13 protein-coding genes are annotated in these 21,311 nt (G+C 67.3%); 7 read left to right on the top strand and 6 right to left on the bottom strand.

Annotation, left to right across the window (positions count from 1 at the left end; genetic code table 11):
- Positions 1-1,873, bottom strand: a 1,873-nt coding sequence (aceE, locus tag CRO39_RS15250; protein ID WP_097122804.1) for a pyruvate dehydrogenase (acetyl-transferring), homodimeric type, incomplete at its 3' end; no start/stop codon positions are given.
- 265 nt (positions 1,874-2,138) lie between these two features.
- On the opposite strand from aceE, the gene CRO39_RS15245 reads away from it, so the two are divergent.
- From CRO39_RS15245 to CRO39_RS15230, 4 genes are all read left to right on the top strand, one after another.
- The gene (locus CRO39_RS15245) at positions 2,139-4,058 is read left to right on the top strand and encodes a SpoIIE family protein phosphatase (RefSeq protein WP_162125810.1); all 1,920 of its coding nucleotides are present in this window, start codon (positions 2,139-2,141) and stop codon (positions 4,056-4,058) included.
- A gap of 16 nt (positions 4,059-4,074) precedes the next feature.
- Positions 4,075-4,509: an ATP-binding protein gene (locus CRO39_RS15240; protein WP_162125809.1), complete on the top strand. Its 435-nt coding sequence runs from the start codon at positions 4,075-4,077 to the stop codon at positions 4,507-4,509.
- Positions 4,506-4,889: an STAS domain-containing protein gene (locus CRO39_RS15235; protein ID WP_097122801.1), complete on the top strand. Its 384-nt coding sequence runs from the start codon at positions 4,506-4,508 to the stop codon at positions 4,887-4,889. Before CRO39_RS15240 ends, CRO39_RS15235 begins: the two co-directional genes overlap by 4 nt.
- Positions 4,890-5,031: 142 nt before the next feature.
- Positions 5,032-5,430 carry an STAS domain-containing protein gene (locus CRO39_RS15230; protein ID WP_097122827.1) on the top strand — a complete coding sequence of 133 codons (399 nt, stop codon included), beginning with the start codon at positions 5,032-5,034 and terminating at the stop codon, positions 5,428-5,430.
- Between the two features lie 303 nt (positions 5,431-5,733).
- On the opposite strand, the gene CRO39_RS15225 is transcribed toward CRO39_RS15230, so the two are convergent.
- Both CRO39_RS15225 and CRO39_RS15220 read right to left on the bottom strand, forming a co-directional pair.
- Positions 5,734-7,878, bottom strand: coding sequence for a phosphocholine-specific phospholipase C (locus tag CRO39_RS15225; protein ID WP_097122800.1), 2,145 nt, complete (start codon positions 7,876-7,878; stop codon positions 5,734-5,736).
- 236 nt (positions 7,879-8,114) lie between these two features.
- On the bottom strand, positions 8,115-10,514 hold the full coding sequence (locus tag CRO39_RS15220) for a TonB-dependent receptor (protein ID WP_097122799.1): 2,400 nt from the start codon (positions 10,512-10,514) through the stop codon (positions 8,115-8,117).
- Positions 10,515-10,886: 372 nt separating this feature from the next.
- Here CRO39_RS15220 and CRO39_RS15215 point away from each other — a divergent pair, with 372 nt between their 5' ends.
- Positions 10,887-11,240 (top strand): VOC family protein, encoded by a 354-nt coding sequence (locus CRO39_RS15215; RefSeq protein ID WP_097122798.1) that lies wholly within the window; start codon positions 10,887-10,889, stop codon positions 11,238-11,240.
- Positions 11,241-11,739: 499 nt separating this feature from the next.
- Here CRO39_RS15215 and CRO39_RS15210 read toward each other — a convergent pair whose 3' ends face one another.
- Entirely contained in the window at positions 11,740-14,037 is a 2,298-nt protein-coding gene (locus CRO39_RS15210; protein ID WP_097122797.1) for an NADP-dependent malic enzyme, read from the bottom strand.
- A gap of 133 nt (positions 14,038-14,170) precedes the next feature.
- Positions 14,171-15,511 (bottom strand): dicarboxylate/amino acid:cation symporter, encoded by a 1,341-nt coding sequence (locus tag CRO39_RS15205; protein ID WP_097122796.1) that lies wholly within the window; start codon positions 15,509-15,511, stop codon positions 14,171-14,173.
- A gap of 602 nt (positions 15,512-16,113) precedes the next feature.
- On the opposite strand from CRO39_RS15205, the gene CRO39_RS15200 reads away from it, so the two are divergent.
- On the top strand, positions 16,114-18,765 hold the full coding sequence (locus tag CRO39_RS15200; protein WP_097122795.1) for a hybrid sensor histidine kinase/response regulator: 2,652 nt from the start codon (positions 16,114-16,116) through the stop codon (positions 18,763-18,765).
- Positions 18,766-19,256: 491 nt separating this feature from the next.
- On the opposite strand, the gene CRO39_RS15195 is transcribed toward CRO39_RS15200, so the two are convergent.
- Complete coding sequence (locus CRO39_RS15195; protein ID WP_097122794.1) at positions 19,257-19,907, bottom strand: response regulator; 651 nt, start codon at positions 19,905-19,907, stop codon at positions 19,257-19,259.
- Between the two features lie 184 nt (positions 19,908-20,091).
- Between CRO39_RS15195 and CRO39_RS15190 the strand changes: the two genes are divergently transcribed.
- A complete protein-coding gene (locus tag CRO39_RS15190) occupies positions 20,092-21,252 on the top strand; it encodes an OprO/OprP family phosphate-selective porin (protein ID WP_097122793.1) in 1,161 nt (386 codons plus the stop codon).
- Positions 21,253-21,311: the final 59 nt, after the last annotated feature.

Raw genomic sequence — 21,311 nt, 5'->3', positions numbered from 1 at the left:
GCATGTCCGCCGCCTGCCAGGCCAGATCGCCCACGCGCTGGAAGCCGAACATGGAGTAGTAGATGTAGAACGGCAGCATGGGCACGTCGCTGACCGAATAGCTGGTGCCGGCGGCCATCCAGCTGGCGATGGCGCCCGGCTCGCTGATGCCCTGCTGCAGCACCTGGCCGCTCTGGTCTTCGCGGTAGTACATCAGCTGGTCGGCATCGACCGGCTTGTACTTCTGCCCGAACGGCGCATAGATGCCGATCTGGCGGAACATGCCTTCCATGCCGAAGGTGCGCGCTTCGTCGGCCACGATGGGCACGATGCGCGGGCCCAGTTCCTTGTCGCGCAGGGCGATGTTGAGGCTCTGCACGAAGGCCATGGTGGTGCTGTAGGTGCGCTCGCCGCTGTCCTTGAGCAGGCGCTCGTACTTGTCCAGCCCCGGCACCACGAACGACTTGGACGCCTTCTGCCGGCGCTGCGGCAGGTAGCCGCCCAGGGCGGCGCGGCGCTCCTTCAGGTACTGCACTTCCGGCGAGTCCTCGCCGGGGTGGTAGAACGGAATCTGCGCGCCGTCTTCCAGCTGCTTGTCGCTGACCGGGATGTTGAAGCGGTCGCGGAAGGTCTTGATGGCCTCGTCGTCCAGCTTCTTGGTCTGGTGGGTGGGGTTGAGCGATTCGCCCGCCGAACCCATGCCATAGCCCTTCACCGTCTTGGCCAGGATCACCGTGGGCATGCCCTGGGTGTTGACCGCTTCGTGGTAGGCCGCGTAGACCTTGTGCGGGTCGTGGCCGCCGCGGTTCAGGCGCCAGATGTCGTCATCGGACAGGTTGGCCACCATGGCCGCGGTTTCCGGGTACTTGCCGAAGAAGTTGGCGCGCGTGTAGGCGCCGCCGAAGGCCTTGCAGTTCTGGTATTCGCCGTCGACGGTTTCCATCATCAGCTTGCGCAGCACGCCGTTGGTGTCGCGCGCCAGAAGCGGATCCCAGTAGCTGCCCCACAGCAGCTTGATGACGTTCCAGCCGCCGCCGCGGAACACGCCTTCCAATTCCTGGATGATCTTGCCGTTGCCGCGCACCGGGCCGTCCAGGCGCTGCAGGTTGCAGTTGACCACGAACACCAGGTTGTCCAGCCCTTCGCGGCCGGCCAGGGCGATGGCGCCCAGGGTTTCCGGTTCGTCCGATTCGCCGTCGCCGATGAAGCACCACACCTTGCGGTCGGACTTCTCGATCAGGCCGCGGTTCTCCAGGTACTTCATGAACTGCGCCTGGTAGATCGCCGCCAGCGGGCCCAGGCCCATCGACACGGTGGGCGTCTGCCAGTAGTCGGGCATCAGCCACGGGTGCGGGTAGGAGGAAATGCCCTGGCCGTCGACTTCCATGCGGAAGTTGTCCAGCTGCGCTTCGCTGATGCGGCCTTCCAGGAACGAACGCGCGTAGATGCCCGGCGAGCTGTGGCCCTGGATGAACAGCAGGTCGCCCGGGTGGTTTTCGCTGGGCGCGCGCCAGAAGTGGTTGAAGCCCACGTCGTACAGCGTGGCGCTGGAGGCGAAGCTGGCGATGTGGCCGCCCAGGTCGCCGGGCTTGCGGTTGGCGCGCACCACGGTGGCCATCGCATTCCAGCGGATGATCGAACGCAGGCGCCACTCGATGGCCGCATCGCCGGGGCTCTTGGCCTCGTTGGCCGGGCTGATGGTGTTGACGTACTCGGTGGTGGGCGAGAACGGCAGGTAGGCGCCGTTGCGGCGGGTCAGTTCCACCATGCCTTCCAGCAACTGATGTGCACGCAGCGCGCCATCGGTGTTGATGACCGCCTGCATCGAATCGATCCACTCGCGGGTTTCCGCCGGATCCGGATCGCTCTGCAACATCTCGTTCAACCAGTTCATTACCGCTCCCGTTGCACCACGCTCACCGCGCGGTTGTTGTCGTTTTCAAGAACCCTGAAGTGTAACGCACGCGCCCGCTTGCCGACGTGGCTACGCGGGCGTATGGAATGCTGTTTTCTGTTGTCCCGGGACAGCCGGGATCACCAAAACAAGACCTTTGACGGGCGGCGCTGTTTGCTGCGCCGCGACAGGCATATCATCGGCCGCTAGGGGGAATGGGCGGGGGTTCGGCATGGCCGCAGTACCGCAGGCAGGGACCGGAGCCGTGCACTGGCGTCACAGCCTGCGCACGCGCATTGCGCTGTGGGCGGGCCTGATCAACGTGCTGCTGCTGGTGCTGCTGGTGCTGGGCACGGGTTGGTTTGCGCGCAGGCTGATCATCCAGGACGCGCGCCTGGACACCCGCGCCAGCGCGCAGGAGGCGGCCGAACGGCTGGACGGCGCCATGCACGGGGTCACCATCACCACCCAGGGCCTGTCCGAACTGATCGGCCAGGCGCGGCTGGACCCGGACGAGCTGGTCATCACGCTGCGGGCCATGGTGCGCGCCACCCCCGGCGCGGCCGGCGGGCTGCTGATCCTGGAACCGCGGCAGGCCGGCGATGCGCCGTTTGCGCGCTATATCGCCGCCGACGGCAGCGACCGCGATTTTGTCGCCACCGGCTACGACTACCGCGCCCAGGGCTGGTACCAGCGCACGGTGGCCTCGCCGGTGGGCTGGTGGTCCGAGCCGTACTTCAACGAAACCGCCGGCCACCGCTGGATGGTCACCTACAACATGCCGTTGCGCGACGCCGGCCGCGGCGTGGTCACCCGCGGCATGGTCAGCCTGGACCTGCCGCTGGAAACGCTGACCGGCATGGTCGAGTCGCTGGCCAGCCTGCCTGGCTGGCGGGTGAGCCTGGTGGCACCGGCCGGCACGCTGGCACTGAACCCGGAAGTGGCGCTGGAGCAGCGTCAATACCTGACCGACTACATCCAGCGCAGCGGCCGCCACGATCTGGCGCCAGCGGCCGAAGCGGTGCGGCTGCGCAAGGCGCTGCAGATGGTGCACACCGACGCCATCAGCGGCGAAACCCGCTACACCGTGGTCGAGCCGGTCGGCCAGTCCGGCTGGAGCCTGCTGGTGGCGCAGTCCTATGCGTTGATCATGCAGCGCCTGCACCGGGCGTTGTTGCTGCTGGCGGCGGTGGGCGCGCTGCTGGCGCTGGTCTGCATGCTGCTGGTGCGCAAGCTGGCCAAGCGCATCAGCCTGCCGGTGGAGCGGCTGTCGGCATCGGCCGCGCATCTGGCGCAGGGGCAGTACGAAAGCCCGGTGCCGCACACCTACCGCAACGACGAAGTCGGGCAGATGGCGCGCACGCTGGAACACGCGCGCGGCTCCATCCAGCGCCAGCTGCGCGAGATCGAGGAAATGGGCGCGGCGCGGCAGAAGCTCGAAAGCGAACTGTCGATCGCCCGCGACATCCAACTGGCGATGCTGCCGCGCGGCCGCGTCATCGATCGCGACCGCAGCCATCTGGAAGCGCATGCGCAGCTGGAGCCGGCCAAGGCGGTAGGCGGCGATTTCTACAGCTTCATCGAGGCCGGCGCGGACCGGCTGTGGTTTGCGGTGGGCGACGTGTCGGACAAGGGCGTGCCGGCGGCGCTGTTCATGGCGCGCACGGTGACGGTGCTGGAGGTGGCCGCGCGCGCGGCAGACTGCCCGGACCAGGTGCTGGCCGAGGCCTCCAGGCGGCTGGTCGAAGGCAACGACACCTGCATGTTCGCCACCGTGCTGTGCGGCTGCATCGATGTGCGCAACGGCGACTGCGTGCTGGCCAGCGCCGGCCATGATGCGCCGCTGCTGCTGCACGCCGATGGCCGCACGGAGACGCTGCCGGTACGGTCGGGGCCGCCGCTGGGCTTCGAGGTGAGCGGCGAGTTTCCGCTATGGCGCGGGCGGCTGGCGCCGGGCGCGACGCTGCTGGGTTACACCGACGGCATCACCGAGGCCTTCAACGCGCAGGACCAGGCTTTTGGCGAAGCGCGCCTGATCGCCGCGCTGAGCCCGCACCTTGATGCCAAGGCGCAATGCGAGCAGTTGGTTGCGCAAGTGCACGCCTTCGCCGATCCTGCCCCGCAGTCCGACGACATCACGGTGCTGGCCATCCGCCTGCGCCAGGATGCAGGCAGCCCTCAATGACGCAGGAGCAGACGCCATGTTGATACGACTGATCGTGCCGGGCGAATACGCCCGCGTCGAAGACCTCAACGCCTCGTTGGAAGCGGTATTGAAACGCCACGGCATCAGCCGTAATGTCCGTGACGATGTGCGGCTGATTGTCGAGGAGCTGGCCAGCAACGCCATCGACTACGGCAAGGAGGGCGCGCGCCTGGGCCAGCACGAGCTGTCGGTGGACATCGGTATCGTCGAGGATCTGCTGAACCTGGAGTTCCGCGACACCGGCGCGCCGTTCGACCCGCTGAGCGCGCCGGAACCGGACCTGGAAGCCGATATCGTGGACCGCGCGGTCGGCGGGCTGGGCGTCTACCTGATCCGCCACCTGGCCCACCGTATCGCCTATCAGCGCATCGGCGATTACAACGTACTGCGTGTCAGTCTGCGCATCCCCACTACGGAGAGTGAAGCATGAGCCTGGACATACGGATTCAACCTGCCGCCAACGGCAGTCAGCGCGTCAGCCTGGGCGGCCGCCTGGACACGCACACCTACGAGGACCTGGACGTGGCGATCGCGCCGCTGCTGAACCCGCAGTTGCGGTCGCTGGTGCTTGATCTGTCGGCGCTGGAATACATCAGCAGCGCCGGCATCCGTTCCATCTTCAAGGCGCGCAAAGGCCTGATAGGCCACGGCGGCAAGGTGCTGGTGGTCAATCCGCAGCCGCAGATCCAGAAGGTGTTCGACGTGGTCAAGGCGGTGCCGTTGAACGACATCTTCAGCTCCACCGCCGAAGCCGACGCCTACCTGGACGCGATGCAGCGCAAGGTGCTGCAGGGCGAGGACGAGGACTGATGGCGGTGCCGGTCATGTTGAAGTGCGCGTGCCGGTTTGAGCGGCGTTGCCCCGCGCCCTGCCCTGCGAGCCGGGCTGCGGCGTCATCCCGGGCGGCATTGCCCCCGGCAAGCCGCTTGCGGAACGCCGCACCGGGACCACGATGAACCTGGACATCCAGATCTACCCGCCGGTCAATGGCAACCAGTACGTGGTATTGGCCGGGCGGCTGGATTCGCACAGCCACGAAGCGCTGGACGAGGCGCTGGCGCCGCTGCTGGCCGGACGCCCGCAGGCGCTGGTGCTGGAACTGGGCCATGTGGACTACATCAGCAGCGCCGGCGTGCGCTCGATCCTGCAGGCGCGCAAGGCGCTGGCCCCGCACGAAGGCAAGCTGCTGCTGGTGCACCCGCAGGAACAGGTGCGCAAGGTCATCGAGATTGTGCAGGCGGTGCCGATGGACGCCGTTTTCGCCACGACTGCCGAGGCCGATGCCTATCTGGACGGGGTACAGCGGCGGATATTGGGCAGCGAACCCAAGCCGCCGCCTGCGCATTCGTAGGCGCCAGAATTCTTTCCTGTAAATTCTTTCCTGTAGGAGCGACGTCAGTCGCGATGAGGCGCTACCGGTAGATCCTTCCCTGTGGGAGTCGTGCCGGCATGCCGGCACGGGTCAGTCGCGATGAGGCCTTCCTGGTAAAGCTTCATCGCGACTAACGTCGCCCCCACAATTCTGCATCGCGGGCGTTCGCGACTGACGTCGCTCCCACACGTTGGAATTGCGATTGGTAATCCGGAGAGTCAAAGCCTTCCGTTCACCCTTCGGACGCGCTGCGGCGCGTTCGTCATCGCGCACACCGGATGGCTATCGGGGCGCGGCGGGCTCCTGCCATAGCAGCGCGGCGCCGCCCATGGCCGGGTCGCTGATCGAATCGCGGCCGGTTTCCACGCGGCCGGCCAGGCGTTGCTGCCAGTCCGGCCGTTGCGGATCGGTCAGGCGCAGGTCGTACCAGCCGCCGGCGGGGTCCGATGCCCATTCGATCACGCGCTGCTCGCCGGCCGCCAGCATGAACTGCCCTTCCGGCACGCCGGCATAGGCGTTGGCGCCCAGTTGCAGCCGGCATTCGGCGGCGCCGGGATTGCGCAGCTGCAAACGGATGCGATCGCCGGGGCCGGGTTCGACCTGGGCATCGATCCAGCCCTGGTCGATGCGGCCGCAGTAGTGCCGGTGAAAGCCGTTGGGTCCCAGCAGCCACAGATCGTAGGCGCCCGTTTCGGTGGGCAGCCAGCGGTCCTGCAGGCGCCCGCTCGCAGCCACCGTGTAGCGGCGCGGTATCCGGTCCAGCCGGTGGCGGTCGTAGACCTGCAGCACCGCGGCCGCCGTGCCGGCGTTGATCAGCTCCAGCGCTACCTTGCCGGCGGACGTGTCGATGGCACCGTGCACGCGCCACCGGTACGGCAGCGCGCGCGAGCGCCGCACGCCGGTTTCCTGCACGGAGACTTCGATGTCCGCAGGGCCGGCCGGCGTGGCGCGCCCGGGCAAGGCGGCGGCGCGGGCGGCGGCCGCGGCGGTGGCCGGAAGCCGGTGCAGAAACTCGCTTTGGTCGACGCGGGCAAAGTCGAAGGCGGAGGTCAGGTCGCCACAGACCGCGCGCCGCCAGGGACTGATGTTGGGTTCGGGCACGCCAAAACGTTTCTCCAGCAACCGTATCACCGAGGTGTGATCGAACACTTCCGAATCCACCCAGCCGCCAGCGCTCCACGGCGAAATTACATACAGCGGCACGCGCGGGCCCAGGCCGTAGGGACGTCCGCGCAGCGCCGGCAGGTCGTACTTTTCGTTGCCGGGGCTGGGATGCAGGTGGTATTCGCCTTCGGTAGACACCATGGATGCGCCCGCCCAGCCATCGGGTGCGCTGTCGTCGCGCGAGGGCGGCGCCGGCGGCGGCATGTGATCGAAGAAGCCGTCGTTCTCGTCGAACATCAGCAGCAGTACGGTGCGGCTCCAGACCTTGGGGTTGGCGGTCAACGCATCCAGCACCTGCGCGGTATAGGCCGCGCCCTGCGCCGGGCTGGACGGACCAGGATGCTCGCTGGCGGCCGCCGGGGCGATCAGATAGGACACCTGCGGCAGCCTGCCCTCGCGCACGTCGTGGCGCAGGCGGTCCAGGCCGCAGGTGCTGACGCCGCGCTGGCGCAACGCCGAGTCGTGGCCAGGCGCGGCCTGGTACGCCTGGCGGAACGTTTCAAAACCCGCCAGCGGATTGTCGGTAAAGTTGTCGGCCATGTCCTGGTAGATCTGCCACGACACGCCGGCGCGCTGCAGCCGCTCGGTATACGTGGTCCAGCTGTACGAAGCCGGGTGGCCGCCCAGTTCGGCAAAGTTGTCGTGCGAGTTGGCCACCGCCGGCCCGCCGCCGCGCGCGTGCGGATCGTTGCCGCCGGTCCACAGGAACAGGCGGTTGGGATTGGTGCCCGCCTGCATCGAGGCGTGGTAGGCGTCGCAGACGGTGAAGGCCTCGGCCAGGGCGAACTGGAACGGGATGTCGGCGCGCCGGTAATAGCCCAGCGAATGGTCGTGCTTGCTGGCCGGCCAGTCGGCCATGCGGCCGTGGTCCCAGGCGTGTTGCGCATCCGGCCAGCTGTGCGGGGTGCCTTCCACGCGCATGTAGCCGAAATGCGCGGCGGTATCCAGCGCGAACGGTGCCATCATCCGGCTGCGATCCTGGCGCGGTTGCAGCCACACGTTGCGGCGCGCGGCGCCGGCGGCATCCGCGGCCGGGATGGGGAAGCGATCGCCGAAGCCGCGCACGCCGGCCAGCGTGCCGAAGTAGTGATCGAAGGAGCGGTTTTCCTGCATCAGGATCACCACATGGGCCACGTCCTGCAGCGTGCCGCTGCAGACATCCGGCGCGATGGACAGCGCGCGGGCGATGCTGGGCGGCAGCAAGGCGCCCGCGCCTGCGGCGGCAGCGGCGGCCAGCAGGCGGCGGCGTACGGGATCGGTCATTGCAGCTCCTGCGCCCGGCGGTGCGCCGGGCGTCCTTGCATCGCATCGTAACTAGAGCGTTTTCGGATCAACTGCCTGCTCATGAAGAATAGCCATCGTCATGACCAGCCATTCGGCTGTCGAAAAGCGCTTCCGGCGCAAACCGGGACCCAATGACTTGCACACCGGATGGCAAAAAGTCGCTGGATCCCGGCCAAGAATGCTCCAGAACCTGTTGGCGCTGTTGCAACAAGGCCCTAGAAATCCACGGTCAAGGCCATGCTGACCGCGCGCGGCGCGCCGATGAAGGCCGAGCCTCCGCCGTCCACGCCGGACAGGTAGCGCTTGTCGGTCAGGTTGTTGACCGTCAGGTCCACCGCCATGCCCTTGAACCGTGGCGAAATATCCACCAGGTCCACGCCGACGTGCGCGTTGAACAGCGTCACCGCACCGATCTTTTCGCTGTTGGACGCATCCAGGTAGCGTTCGCCCAGGTAGCGCCCGGACAGGCCGAAGTTCCAGGCATCGCCCTGCCAGTCGGCCGACAGCACCAGCGTGTGCTTGGGTATGCCGAACACCTGCGCGCCTTCGACGATCTCCAGCGCCTCGTCGCGTTCGGCGTCGCCGCTGCCCAGATAGGTGGACTTGTTGTAGGTGTAGGCGCCGGACAGCCGCCAGCCGTTGTCCCAACCGTAACCCAGCGCCGCTTCCAGGCCGCGGCTGTGCACGCCGCCGTAGTTCTCGTAGACGCCGTCGGTTTCGCCCAGGTAGTCGATGCCGTCGACGAAGTTGGCCGGCACGTAAACGATGCGGTTGTCGAAGCGGATGTCGTACAGCGTGGCGCTGGCGGTCAGCGGCCAGCGGCTCACCCGCAGGCCCAGCTCGATGTTGTCGGCCGTTTCCGGCTGCACCCGGCTGAGAACGATGGGATCGGTTTCGCCCAGCACGCCGGAGGGAATGGCGGCGAAGTTCTGCGAGAAACCGGCGAACGCTTCCATTCCTTCGACCGGCGTGGTCCAGGTCAGGCCGGCGGAGAACAGCGGATCGGACTCGGAATCCGAGCGCACGTGCTCCTGGCCGTTGATGCGCTCGTCGCGGCGCTGGTCGATGAAGAACTGCTTGACGCCCAGGCGCGCGGCGAAGGCGCCGAAGCGGGCCACGTCTTCGACGTAGTACATGGTTTCGTCCAGTTCGTAATCATTCTTGAACTGCACCCAGTACGGCCGGTGGTCGTAGTTCATGCCGATGCGCGTATCGAGCAGGCGGTGCCAGTCGCGGGTCACGCTGCGGCGGCCGCGTTCCAGCCACAGGCCGCCGCGCAAGGTGTTGTCGACCGCGCCGAAGTCCTGCCGCAATTCCAGATCGGCGGTCGCGCCGACGCGACGGTTGTCGTAGTGGCTGTGGCGGTAGGACTGCACGGCCAGCGAACCGGCCGGATAGCAGCTGGGGTCGTATTCGGCCGGTATGCCGCCGGTTCCGCTGCAGCCAGGGATCATCGTAGCCGCTGCGCCAGCGGGAGTGACGAAATAGAACCGGCCCAGGTTGGCGCCGCCGTAGTTGGTGGCGCCGCCGGTGTATTCGGTTTCGGGATTGCCGGCGCCGTCGGCGTTGACGTCGGCCAGGTAGGGCGGAATCCAGTCGCCGCGGCCTTCCATGCGATGGCCGTAGGCGGCCACCGTGGCCTTGAAGCGCTCGCCGTCGAAGCGGCCGCGCAGGTAGCCGAAGGTGTTTTCGCGCAGCGCGCGCGAGCCGGAGCGGAATTGCTGGTCCAGGTACGGAATGCCGGTCCAGGTGCCGGTCAGGCCGTCGTGCTCCGGGTCGATGGCGTACTGGGCCAGCGAGACGCTGGCGTATTCGGATTCGTTGGCCTCGTCCCAGGACAGGTAGCCGCTCACGGTCCAGCGGCCCAGCTCGCTTATGAACTTGCCGGCCAGGTGGTCGCGCGTGGTCTTGCCGGAGCCATCGATCCAGTCGCGGTTCTCGGCGCTGGACGCGCTGACCCAGGCGCGCGTATTGCCCAGCAGCTCGCCGCTGTCGTAACGCACGTAGTACTTGCGCGCCTGGTGTTCGCCGGCACCGAAGACGAATCGCAGGCGCTGCTCGTCCAGCGGATCGTCGGTGAGGTAGTTGAGCGTGCCGCCCAGCGCTTCGTTGGAGCGCGAGGCGATGTCGGCCGTGCCCTGGCTGACTTCCACCGTCTGCAGGTTGAGGATGTCCAGGTAGCGGTTGGCGCGCGAACCGCCGCCGTAGCCGGAGCCGCCGTTGGGCAGGCCGTCGATGGTGGTGCCGATCTGCTGGGTGTCGCGGTTGCTGACGAAGCCGCGCATGCTGATCTGCGTGCCCCAGTCGGAAGAACCGTAGGTGTCGGCTTCGGTGACCAGCACGCCCGGCAGCTCGTTGAGCACGTCGTTGACGCTGGTCATCACCGACTGGCGGTCCAGCATTTCCTTGCTGACCACGGCGTTGGCGTAGGTGGTGGCCTGGCCGACCACTTCCACCTGCGACAGGGTGGATACGCCGCTGTCGCCGGCGGCGGCCGGCAACGCGGCCGGATCATCGCCGCCAGGCGCATCCTGGGCCTGGACCGTCATGGCGTGCAACAACATGAGCGCCAGCAAGCTGCGCTTGGGCGCGGGAAACCGTGAAGGGGAAGACATGTGGAGGGAAAGCCTTTCGGATGGTGTGGGGATACGGCGCGCGATATGCTTCCAGCACTTCATGGCAATCGCGTGACTCTCCACTGCACAGGTAGCCGTCCAGGGCTGGTACCGGGCGCGCTGCCGAGCCAGCATCCTTTCCTGTGGGAGCGACGTGAGTCGCGATGGGGCTTTACCAGGAAAGGCCTCATCGCGACTTGACCAGCCATTCGGCTGTTGAAAGCCGTCGCTCCTGCAGGGAAGGATCTACCGGTAGAGCGCCATCGCGACTCGCCCGTGCCGGCATGCAGGCACGACTCCTACACGTCGAAATCGCGAGATTCGTCCGCGGATGTCACACTTGCCGCCTGCACCAACACGGGAACCAGACTGATGGGCACGCAGGGCAACGACCGCCGCATCGACAACATCGAGTTCAACGTCAGCGATATCGCCCGTTCGCGCGATTTCTACGGCAAAGCGTTCGGCTGGACCTTCACCGACTACGGTCCCAGCTATTGCGAGTTCAACGATGGCCGCCTGACCGGCGGGCTGACCACGCAGGGACCGGTGCGTCCGGGCGGGCCGCTGGTCATTCTCTATGCCGACGACCTGGCCGCCACCCAGCAACGGCTGGAAGCCCTGGGCGCGGAAATCGTCAAGCCGGTGTTCTCATTCCCCGGCGGCCGCCGTTTCCATTTCCTGGATCCGGACGGTTACGAACTGGCGGTGTGGTCGGCGGATTGACGCGGCAGCGCGCCCCTTCTTTGTAGGAGCGACGTCAGTCGCGATGGCGCCCCGATAGCTATTCAGTGCGCACGATGACGAACGCGCCGCAGCGCGCCCGGACGGTGAACAGCCGGCTTCAGCCGCGGTCCGGGATGGCCGTCACGATATCGACTGTAGGAGCGACGGCTTTCAACAGCCGAATGGCTGGTCAAGTCGCGATGGGGCTTTACCGGGAAAGCTTCATCGCGACTGACGTCGCTCCCACAACTTGGGAAGCGCTCGGGCTTGGGGCTTTTCGAACGAGCCGCGATGCAATGCGAATAGCTCGCGCCGGGGACGGCGCTCCTACCGCGCCCGAACTCTTTCCTGTAGGAGTCGTGCCGGCATGCCGGCACGGGTGAGTCGCGATGGAGCTTTCCTAGTAGAGCCTCATCGCGACTGACGTCGCTCCTACAATTCAAAATCGCGCCCGTTCGCGACTGACGTCGCTCCTACAGAAGAGTTGCCGAAGCCGGGGTCAGCCGGCGGCGGCCTTCTCCGCTTCCAGTTGCTGGCGGATCTGCGCGTCGACCGCGGCAATGGCGGTCATGTTGATGACCCGGCGCGGGGTGGCGCTGGTGGTCAGGATGTGCACCGGCTTGGAGATGCCCATCAGGATCGGACCGATGGCCACGCCGTCGGTGACCACGCGCACCATGTTGTAGGTGATGTTGGCCGCGTCCAGGTTGGGCAGCACGAACAGGTTGGCGCGGCCGCTGAGCGTGCTGCCGGGCATGATGCGGTTGCGCAGCACTTCGTCCCAGGCGGTGTCGCCCTGCATCTCGCCGTCGACGTTCAGATCCGGCTTGCGCTTGAGCAGCAGCTCGCGCACCTGGCGCATCTTCAGCGAACTGGGCGTCTCGTGGCTGCCGAAATTGGAATGCGACAGCAATGCGATGCGCGGTTCGATGCCGAACAGCTTGAGCCGGTAGGCCGCCTGCAAGGTGGCTTCGGCGATCTGCTCGGCGGTGGGATTGTCCTGCACATGGGTGTCCAGGAAGAACCAGGCGCCCTGGTTGTTGATGACGCCGGTCATCGCCGAGGTCGACTGCACGCCCGGGTCCAGCGGAATCACGCTGCGCACGTAGCCCAGTTTCTTGTGGAAGCGGCCGACGATGCCGCTGACCAGCGCATCGGCTTCGCCGCGCGCCACCATCACCGCGGCGATCAGCGTCGGCCGCGAGCGCATCAGGTTCTTGGCCGCGGCCACGGTGACGCCGCGGCGCGAGGTCAGCGCGTGGTAGTACTGCCAGTATTCGTTGAAGCGCGGGTCGTCGCCGACGTTGGTGATTTCGTAGTCGACGCCGGCGCGCATGCGCAGGCACAGGCGCTGGACGCGCGCTTCGATCACGTCCGGGCGGCCGATCAGGATCGGGAAGGCCAGGCCTTCGTCGATCACGGTCTGCACCGCGCGCAGTACGGTCTCTTCCTCGCCTTCGGCATAGACCACGCGCTTCTTTTCGGCGCGGGCGCGGTCGTAGACCGGTTTCATCATCAGGCTGGTGCGGTAGACGAACTGGCCCAGCTTTTCGCGATAGGCCTCCACGTTTTCCAGCGGGCGCTCGGCCACACCGGAGTCCATGGCCGCCTGCGCCACGGCCGGCGCCAGTTCCACCAGCAGGCGCGGATCGAACGGGCGCGGAATCAGGTATTCGGGACCGAAGCTGGGCACTTCATCGCCGTAGGCAGTGCCCAGGTCCGAGGCCTCGCGGCGGGCCAGGCCGGCGATGGCATGCACGCAGGCCAGCTTCATGGCCTCGTTGATGCCGGTGGCGCCGACATCCAGCGCGCCGCGGAAGATGTACGGGAAGCACAGCGCGTTGTTGACCTGGTTGGGGTAGTCGCTGCGGCCGGTGGCGATGATGCAGTCCGGGCGCACCGCCTTGGCGTCTTCCGGCGAGATCTCCGGATTGGGGTTGGCCAGCGCCAGGATGATCGGCTTGTCGGCCATGGTGGCGACCATCTCCGGCTTCAGCACGCCGGCCGCGGACAGGCCCAGGAACAGATCCGCGCCTTCGACGATCTCGGCCAGCGTGCGCTTGCCGGTATCGCGGGCATAGCGCGCCTTGTCCGGGTCCAGGTGCGGGCGGCCGGTGTACAGCACGCCATCGCGATCCACGGCGAGGATGTTCTCCGGCTTCAGCCCCAGCGCCACCAGCATGTCCAGGCAGGCGATGCCGGCCGCGCCGGCGCCGCTGGTAGCCAGCTTGACGTCCTCGATCTTCTTGCCCACCACTTCCAGCGCGTTGACCACGGCCGCGCCGACGATGATCGCGGTGCCGTGCTGGTCGTCGTGGAAAACCGGGATCTTCATCCGTTCGCGCAGCTTGCGCTCGACGATGAAGCATTCCGGCGCCTTGATGTCTTCCAGGTTGATGCCGCCGAAGGTCGGCTCCAGGCTGGCGATGATGTCGACCAGCTTGTCCGGATCGGTTTCGTCGATCTCGATGTCGAACACGTCGATGCCGGCGAACTTCTGGAACAGCACGCCCTTGCCTTCCATCACCGGCTTGCCGGCCAGCGCGCCGATGTTGCCCAGGCCCAGCACCGCGGTGCCGTTGGTGACCACCGCCACCAGGTTGCCGCGCGCGGTCATTTCGCTGGCGGCCTTGGCGTCCTCGACGATCGCTTCGCAGGCATAGGCCACGCCGGGCGAATACGCCAGCGCCAGGTCGCGCTGGGTCAGCATGGGCTTGGTCGGGGAGACCTTGATCTTGCCGGGGGGATTCTGGCGGTGGTAGTCGAGGGCGGCCTGTTTGAAATCGTCGGTGGACATCGAGGGCGTCTTTGGGAGATGGGCAGCAAAGGGATTTGGATTCTACCCCCTGGCAACGGCAAGGGGCCGTCAAACGACGGCCCCTTGCCGCATGCGCGCGGGTATGGATGCGGCGAAACGCAGGCAATACGGCTCAATCGGTGGAGAACGAGGGCTCCGCTTCCAGTTCCGGAAGCGGATCCGGCTGGCGGTCGCCATCCAGCGCGCGCTGCAGCTTGTCGCGGTCCAGCGCGTTCTCCCAGCGCGACACCACCACGGTGGCCACCGCATTGCCGATGAAGTTGGTCAGCGAGCGGCATTCGCTCATGAACCGGTCCACGCCCAGGATCAGCGCCATGCCGGCCACCGGCACGGTCGGCACCACCGACAGCGTCGCGGCCAGGGTGATGAAGCCGGCGCCGGTGACGCCGGCGGCGCCCTTGGAGCTCAGCATGGCCACCAGCAGCAGCGTGATCTGCTGCCACAGGGTCAGTTCGGTATTGGTGGCCTGGGCGATGAACAGCGCGGCCAGGGTCATGTAGATGTTGGTGCCGTCCAGGTTGAACGAGTAGCCGGTGGGCACCACCAGTCCGACCACCGATTTTTCGCAGCCGGCCTTTTCCATCTTCTCCATCAGCGACGGCAGCGCCGACTCGGACGAGGACGTGCCCAGCACCAGCAGCAGTTCGGCCTTCAGGTAGCGCGCCAGCTTGATCACCGAAAAACCGCACAGGCGCGCCACCGCGCCCAGCACAATCAGCACGAACAGCAGCGAGCTGACATAGAAGGTGCCGACCAGCCAGGCCAGGTTGACCAGCGATTCCAGGCCGTATTTGCCGATGGTGAAGGCGATGGCGCCGAATGCGCCGACCGGGGCGGCCTTCATCAGGATGTGCACCAGCTTGAACACCGGCAGGGTCAGCGCTTCCAGGAAGCCCAGCACCGGCTTGCCGCGGTCGCCGACCATGGCCAGCGCAATGCCGAACAGCACCGCGATGAACAGCACCTGCAGGATGTTGCCCGAGGCGAAGGCGCCGACCATGGTGCTGGGAATGATGTCCAGCAGGAAGCCGGTCAGGGTCAGATCGTGCGCCTTCTGCGCGTAGTCGTTGACCGCGGCCACGTCCAGTTCGGCCGGGTTGATGTTCATGCCCGCGCCCGGCTGCACCACATGCGCCACCACCATGCCGATCACCAGCGCCAGCGTGGAGAAGAACAGGAAGTAGGCCATCGCCTTGCCGAACACGCGCCCGACCGTGCTGAGCTGGGTCATGCCGGCCACGCCGGTGACGATGGTCAGGAAGATGACCGGGGCGATGATCATCTTGACCAGCTTGATGAAGCCATCGCCCAGCGGCTTGAGCTGCTCGGCGAAGGCCGGCTCGAAATGCCCCAGCAGCGCGCCCAGCGTGATGGCAATCAGTACCTGTACGTACAGTTGCCGGTAGAGGGGCAGGCGCACGGGCGCCGGGGCAGGATGGGTGTCGATGTGCATGGCGTGCCTCCACGGCAGATGCTGCGTGCGGCTTTTGTACGCCGCCGGCGCCGGCTTGCCGATAACGCATTGGTACTAGGGCGGGTCACCTCATGCGGGGAACAGGTGGATTTTTCTCCCATGGGAGGGAAGGTCTACGAGGAAGCCATCGGCCATGGCGGTGCGGGACACGCCGTAAATACCCGCGAGGCGGGCCCGGCCCACCATCGCAGATGGCGGGCGTTCGGCTGCGCGCGAAGCCGTGCTTCGCAAGCGCTTGCCTCACCCATGTAGGCTCTTCCGCGGCATCCATGCCGCGTACGGTCCCGCACCGTCATGGCCAACGGCTTGTGCAAAGACGGTCGGCATCCGGGAAAACACCCTCCGAAGTCGCGAATGTTGACGCTCGCGAAAGGTGGCGACCGTTGGGGTGGGGGTGGCGGAGAGTGGGCCATGGATGGCCCACGGCCCGACTTAAAGACACGACGTCGTCAGGAGGGCGGAGCCATCCCCCACCCCGACGGGCGGCGGCCCCTGCCGAAGCCATTAAGTTCGGAGGAGAACGAATTGATGACACGCCCAAGGGCTGGCGCAACCGCCGGCCATGCACCAGCATTGCCGCAATGTCGTTCTTTGCCTCCCGGATTCCCCGCCTGCGCTTTGGCCTGGCCCTGCTGCTGGCCGCGGCCGCCATTGCCCTGCTGAGCTGGGCGGCGATGCGCGAGGCCGAGCGGCGCGCGCAGCGTACCGATGCCGTGCAGGCCGGCGAGCAGCTGCGCCTGCATGGCGATGCGCTGCAGGCGCTGATCGAGCGTTACCGCGCGCTGCCGGCGGTGCTGGCGCTGGACCCGGACATCCGCGCGGCGCTGACCGCCGAGGGCATCGACGCGGCGCTGACCGGACGGCTCAACCGCAAGCTCGAGCACGTCAACGGCGCCGCCGCAACCTCCACGCTGACCCTGCTGGACCGCAACGGGCTGGCGCTGGCGGCCAGCAACTGGGACCAGCCGGAAAGCAACGTCGGCAACAACTACCGCTTCCGCCCGTATTTCCAGCAAGCCATGGCCAATGGCTCGGGCGATTTCTACGCGCTGGGCGTGACCACGGCGGTGCCCGGCTATTTCCTGTCCCAGGCAGTGCGCGCCGACGATGGCACGGCGATCGGCGTGGTCGTGGTCAAGGTGGTGCTGCGGCCGCTGGAACAAGCCTGGAACGAACTGCCCGAACAGGTGTTCGTCAGCGATGCGCACGGGGTGATCTTCCTGTCCGGCCATGCCGGGTGGCGCTACCGCGATCTGCGCCCGTTGGCGCCGACGGTGCGCAGCGAGCTGGCGCGCACCCGCCAGTACGGCGAGGTGCCGCTGCAACTGCTGGACTACCGCATCGTCGAAGATCTGGGCGGTGGCGTGCGCAAGGCGCGCCTGCCCGGCGTCGGCGAAGTCATCTGGGTTTCGCAGGCGCTGCCGCGCCAGGGCTGGACGCTGCACCTGCTGCGCTCGACCCGCGCCAGCGTGGCGTTCGGCCGTACCGTGGCCGGTGCGGTCGCTGCCGGCCTGCTGGCCGCCGCGCTGCTGGGGCTGGCGATGCTGCAACGGCGCAGGATGGCGCAGTTGCGCGAACGCAGCCGCATCGAGCTGGAACGGCTGGTCGAACATCACGCGGTCGAATTGCGCTCGGCGCAGGATGGTCTGGTCCAGGCCGCGCACGCCGCCGACTACGGCGAAAGCCCCAGCCTGCAGCATCTGCCGCAGGGCGTCTGCGTGGTCGACGCCGATCTCAACCTGGTGGCGTGGAACCGGCGCTACATCGAACTGTTCAAGTTTCCGCCCGGCTTCATCCATGTGGGCCGGCCGATTGCCGACGTGTTCCGCTACAACGCCAGGCGCGGCCTGCTGGGCCCGGGGCCCATCGAAGATGCCATCGCGCGCCGGCTCAATCATCTGCGTTCGGGCAAGCCGCATATGCACGAACGCGAACGCAGCGACGGCAGCGTCATCGAAATCCGCGGCAATCCGCTGCCCGATGGCGGTTTTGTCACCAGCTACGCCGACATCACCGCCTACAAGGACGCCGCCCGCGATCTGCGTTCGCTGGCCGACACGCTGGAGCGGCGCATCGAAGAGCGCACCCATGACCTGGCCGAAGCCAAGCAGGAAGCCGAACGCGCCAACCGCTCCAAGACCCGCTTCGTCGCCGCCGCGGTGCACGATCTGCTGCAACCGCTGAATGCGGCGCGCATGTTCGCCTCGGCGCTGCGCGGCCGGCTGCACGATGCCGCCACCCAGGAGGTCGCCGACAACGTGGAAAGCGCGCTGGCCGCGCAGGACGCCATTCTCAACAGCCTGCTGGATATTTCGCGGCTGGAATCGGGCGCGCTGGAAACGCGGGTGCGCGATTTTGCGCTCGGCCCGTTGCTGGAGGCGCTGGCGCGCGAGTTCGGCATCATCGCCAGCGCCTACGGCCTGCGCCTGGACTGGGTGGCAACGCGTGCGCTGGTGCGCAGCGACGAGGCCTTGCTGCGGCGCATCCTGCAGAACTTCCTGTCCAACGCCATCCGCTACACGCCGCGCGGGCGCATCCTGCTGGGCTGCCGGCGCGACGGCGACCGCCTGCGCATCGAAGTGCACGACACCGGCCGCGGCATTCCCCAGGCACGCCAGCAGGAGATCTTCGAAGAGTTCCGCCGCCTGGACGGCGACGTGGCGCGCGAGCGCGGCGCCGGGCTTGGGCTGGCGATCGTCGACCGCATCGCGCGCCTGCTAGACCACCGCATCGGCCTGCGTTCGGCGGTCGGGCGCGGCAGCGTGTTTTCGGTGACCGTGCCGTTGCTGGGAACCGCACCGGCGGCGGCCGCGCCAGCGCAGCCTGTGACGGCCGAAGCCACGGACGATTCGCTGCTGGCCGGTTGCCGGGTCTGGTGCATCGATGACGATGTGCGCGTCTGCGAGGCTACCCGCACCCTGCTGGAACGCTGGGGTTGCCGGGTCGAACTGGCCGCTGGCGCCGATGCGGCGCTGGCAGCGGCGCGGAGCGGAGCCGCGCCGGAAATCCTGCTGCTGGACGTACTGCTGGGCGATATCACCGGGCCGGAGCTGTACCCGCAGTTGGCCGCGCTGTGGGGCAGCCAGCCGCCGGCGATCCTGGTCACCGCCGAACGCGACCAGGCCCTGCGCGACCGCGCGCGGGCATCGGGCTGGGGCTTTCTGCCCAAACCCGTGCGCCCCCCGGCGCTGCGCGCGCTGATGATGCAACTGCGCCTGCGCAACGGGCCCTGATTCGCCTGTGGGACTTACCTCGGCGTGCCGATCCGGGTCGGTCGCGACGAAGCTTTCCTCTCAACCCATCTTGTGGGAGCGACGTCAGTCGCGATGGGCTTTCCTAGCGACCTGTCGCGACTCACCCGTAGCGGTATGCCGCTACGACTCCCACAACCACTCAGCGCTTTCGCAACTCACCCGTATCTGCATGCCGGCATACCCCATGTCCAAGGCGATGCAGTCATGGACACGACGCACTGCCGGGGCAAGCAATGCCTTCCTGTAGGAGCGACGTCAGTCGCGATGGGGCTTTCCCGGTACCCCGTCGCGACTCACGTCGCTCCCACATGACCCGCCAAGGAAGGTGATTTCATCCGGTGATGGAATAATCCCGACCGCTTGGAGCCACGTCCGTGGGAGCGCCGTCCCCGGCGCGAGCTCTTGCTTCTGCGTCAGGACCAAGGAAAGAGCTCGCGGCCGGGAGGCCGCTCCTACAAGGATGCGGATGCTCAGGCGGCGGGATCGAAATCGCCTTCCGGTTCCAGCGCCTTGACCAGCACCGCGGCCTGGGTGCGGCTGTGGCATTCGAGCTTCTTGAGGATGGCGGTGACGTGCACTTTGACGGTGTTTTCCGCCAATCCGAACTCGTAGGCGATCTGCTTGTTGAGCAGCCCGTCGGCCACCGCCAGCAGCACGCGGAACTGCTGCGGGGTCAGCTGCGCCAGGCGCGCGGCCAGCTGCGCATCGCGCTCGGAGCGTTCGGCGGTAATCGGCGGAAAACTGGTGCCGCCTTCCATCACCGCCTGCACCGCGGTGCGGATGGCGTCCACCGGCGCCGACTTGGGGATGAAACCGGCCGCGCCGAACTGCTGGGCGCGGCGGATCACGCGCGGGTGATCGTTGGAGGAAATCACCAGCACCGGCAGATCCGGGCGTTCGCCGCGCAGCCATACCAGCGAGGAAAAGCCGCGCGCGCCTGGCATGGCCAGGTCCAGCAGCACCAGTTCCACATCCGGATGTTCGTCCACCGCCGCGGTCAGCGCGGAAACGCTGGCGGCCTCCAGGGTGGCCTGAACATCGACCACATCGCGCAAGGCATGCAGCACCGCCGCTCGGAACAGCGGATGATCGTCGGCGACCAGGATCTTCGGCAGGCTCATCGCGGCAGTGTGGCACGCGCGCCGGCCGGCGTTAATAGCCGCGGCCGTGGTTCCTGGTGCGTTGCAGAGGCCGGGTTTGCGTGCGTGAAGATGCAGACAGCGCATACCCTAATACCATTGCGCTATTGGTGCTCTGCGCGCAGCCCTGCCATTGTCGCTGCCACTTCAGTACGAGGGCAGCGGGATGTCCGCCTTTCATCGCATCGCGGCCCCGGTGGCCATCGTTCTTTCGTTGGCCGCGCTGCCGGCCTGGGCCGGAGACGAAAGCGTCACCGTCAAACCCAGCGGACGGCTGCATTACGATTTTGCCCGTTTCGACAACGACGGCCGCGGCAGCGCCAATCGCGACGATCAGGATCTGCGCGCGGCCTGGCTGGCGATTTCCGGCCGTTTCTTCGCGGTGGACTACAAGCTGGAAGCCGACTTTGCCGGCGACGAGGTCATTGCCCGCGATGTCTATCTCACCAGGAAGTTCGCCGCAGGCACGCTGACCGTCGGCCAGTTCAAGCAGTTCTACACGCTGGACGACCGCGGCAGCTCCAACCACATCTCGCTGGTCGAGCGCAGCTACCTGGCGCAGGCGCTGGCGCCGACCTACCGGCTGGGCGTGGGCTTCAACGGCGACCGCAACGGCGTTTTCTGGTCGGCCAGCGCCTACAGCCTGGAAAGCATCGATGTCTGGCAGACCAAGGGCCGCGCATTCGGCGTCCGCGCCGGCTATGCGCCGCTGCGCGAGGAAGGTCGGGTGCTGCATCTGGGCGGCGCGTTGGCGCACGAGCGCTACGACCATCCCGGCGCCGACGGCGCTTCCGCGCTGCGGGTGCGGCCGCGCATCGCCGGCTATTTCGGCGACAACAGCCGGCTGACCCTGGTCGACTTCAGCAGCGGCCGCGACGTGGACGTGGACAAGTACGGGCTGGAGCTGGCCACCGTGCATGGACCGCTGTCGCTGCAGGCCGAATACGGCGGCGCCCGTTTCGACGACGGCAGCCAGCGCGGCGATATCCGCAGCGGCTACCTGCAGGCGACCTGGCTGCTGACCGGCGAATCGCGCCCCTACGACGCCCGCGCCGGCCGCTTCGTCCAGCTCAAGCCGCAGCGCGCCAGCGGCGCCTGGGAACTGGCGCTGCGCTACGACCGCATCGACGGCGAGCAGCGCCTGAATGGCCTGCCGGACTTCCGCGATGTCCAGGGCGAGGCCTACAGCGTCGGCGTCAACTGGTACGCCCGCAAGCACTTCCGGGTGATGCTGGACTGGACCGACAGCTGCAACTACGACCAGCTGGCCGCGCGTACGCTGGACCACACCCGCACGCTGGCCGGACGCCTGCAGTTCGATTTCTGAGCCCCTTCCGCCGCAAGACCGCATCGTCAGCGGCGAACCGCTGACGTGACCGCCATCAA

It is taken from the genome of Pseudoxanthomonas wuyuanensis, assembly GCF_900215535.1.
Taxonomy (GTDB): Bacteria; Pseudomonadota; Gammaproteobacteria; order Xanthomonadales; family Xanthomonadaceae; genus Pseudoxanthomonas_A; species Pseudoxanthomonas_A wuyuanensis.
This window is presented reverse-complemented; position numbering and strand designations above follow the sequence as displayed.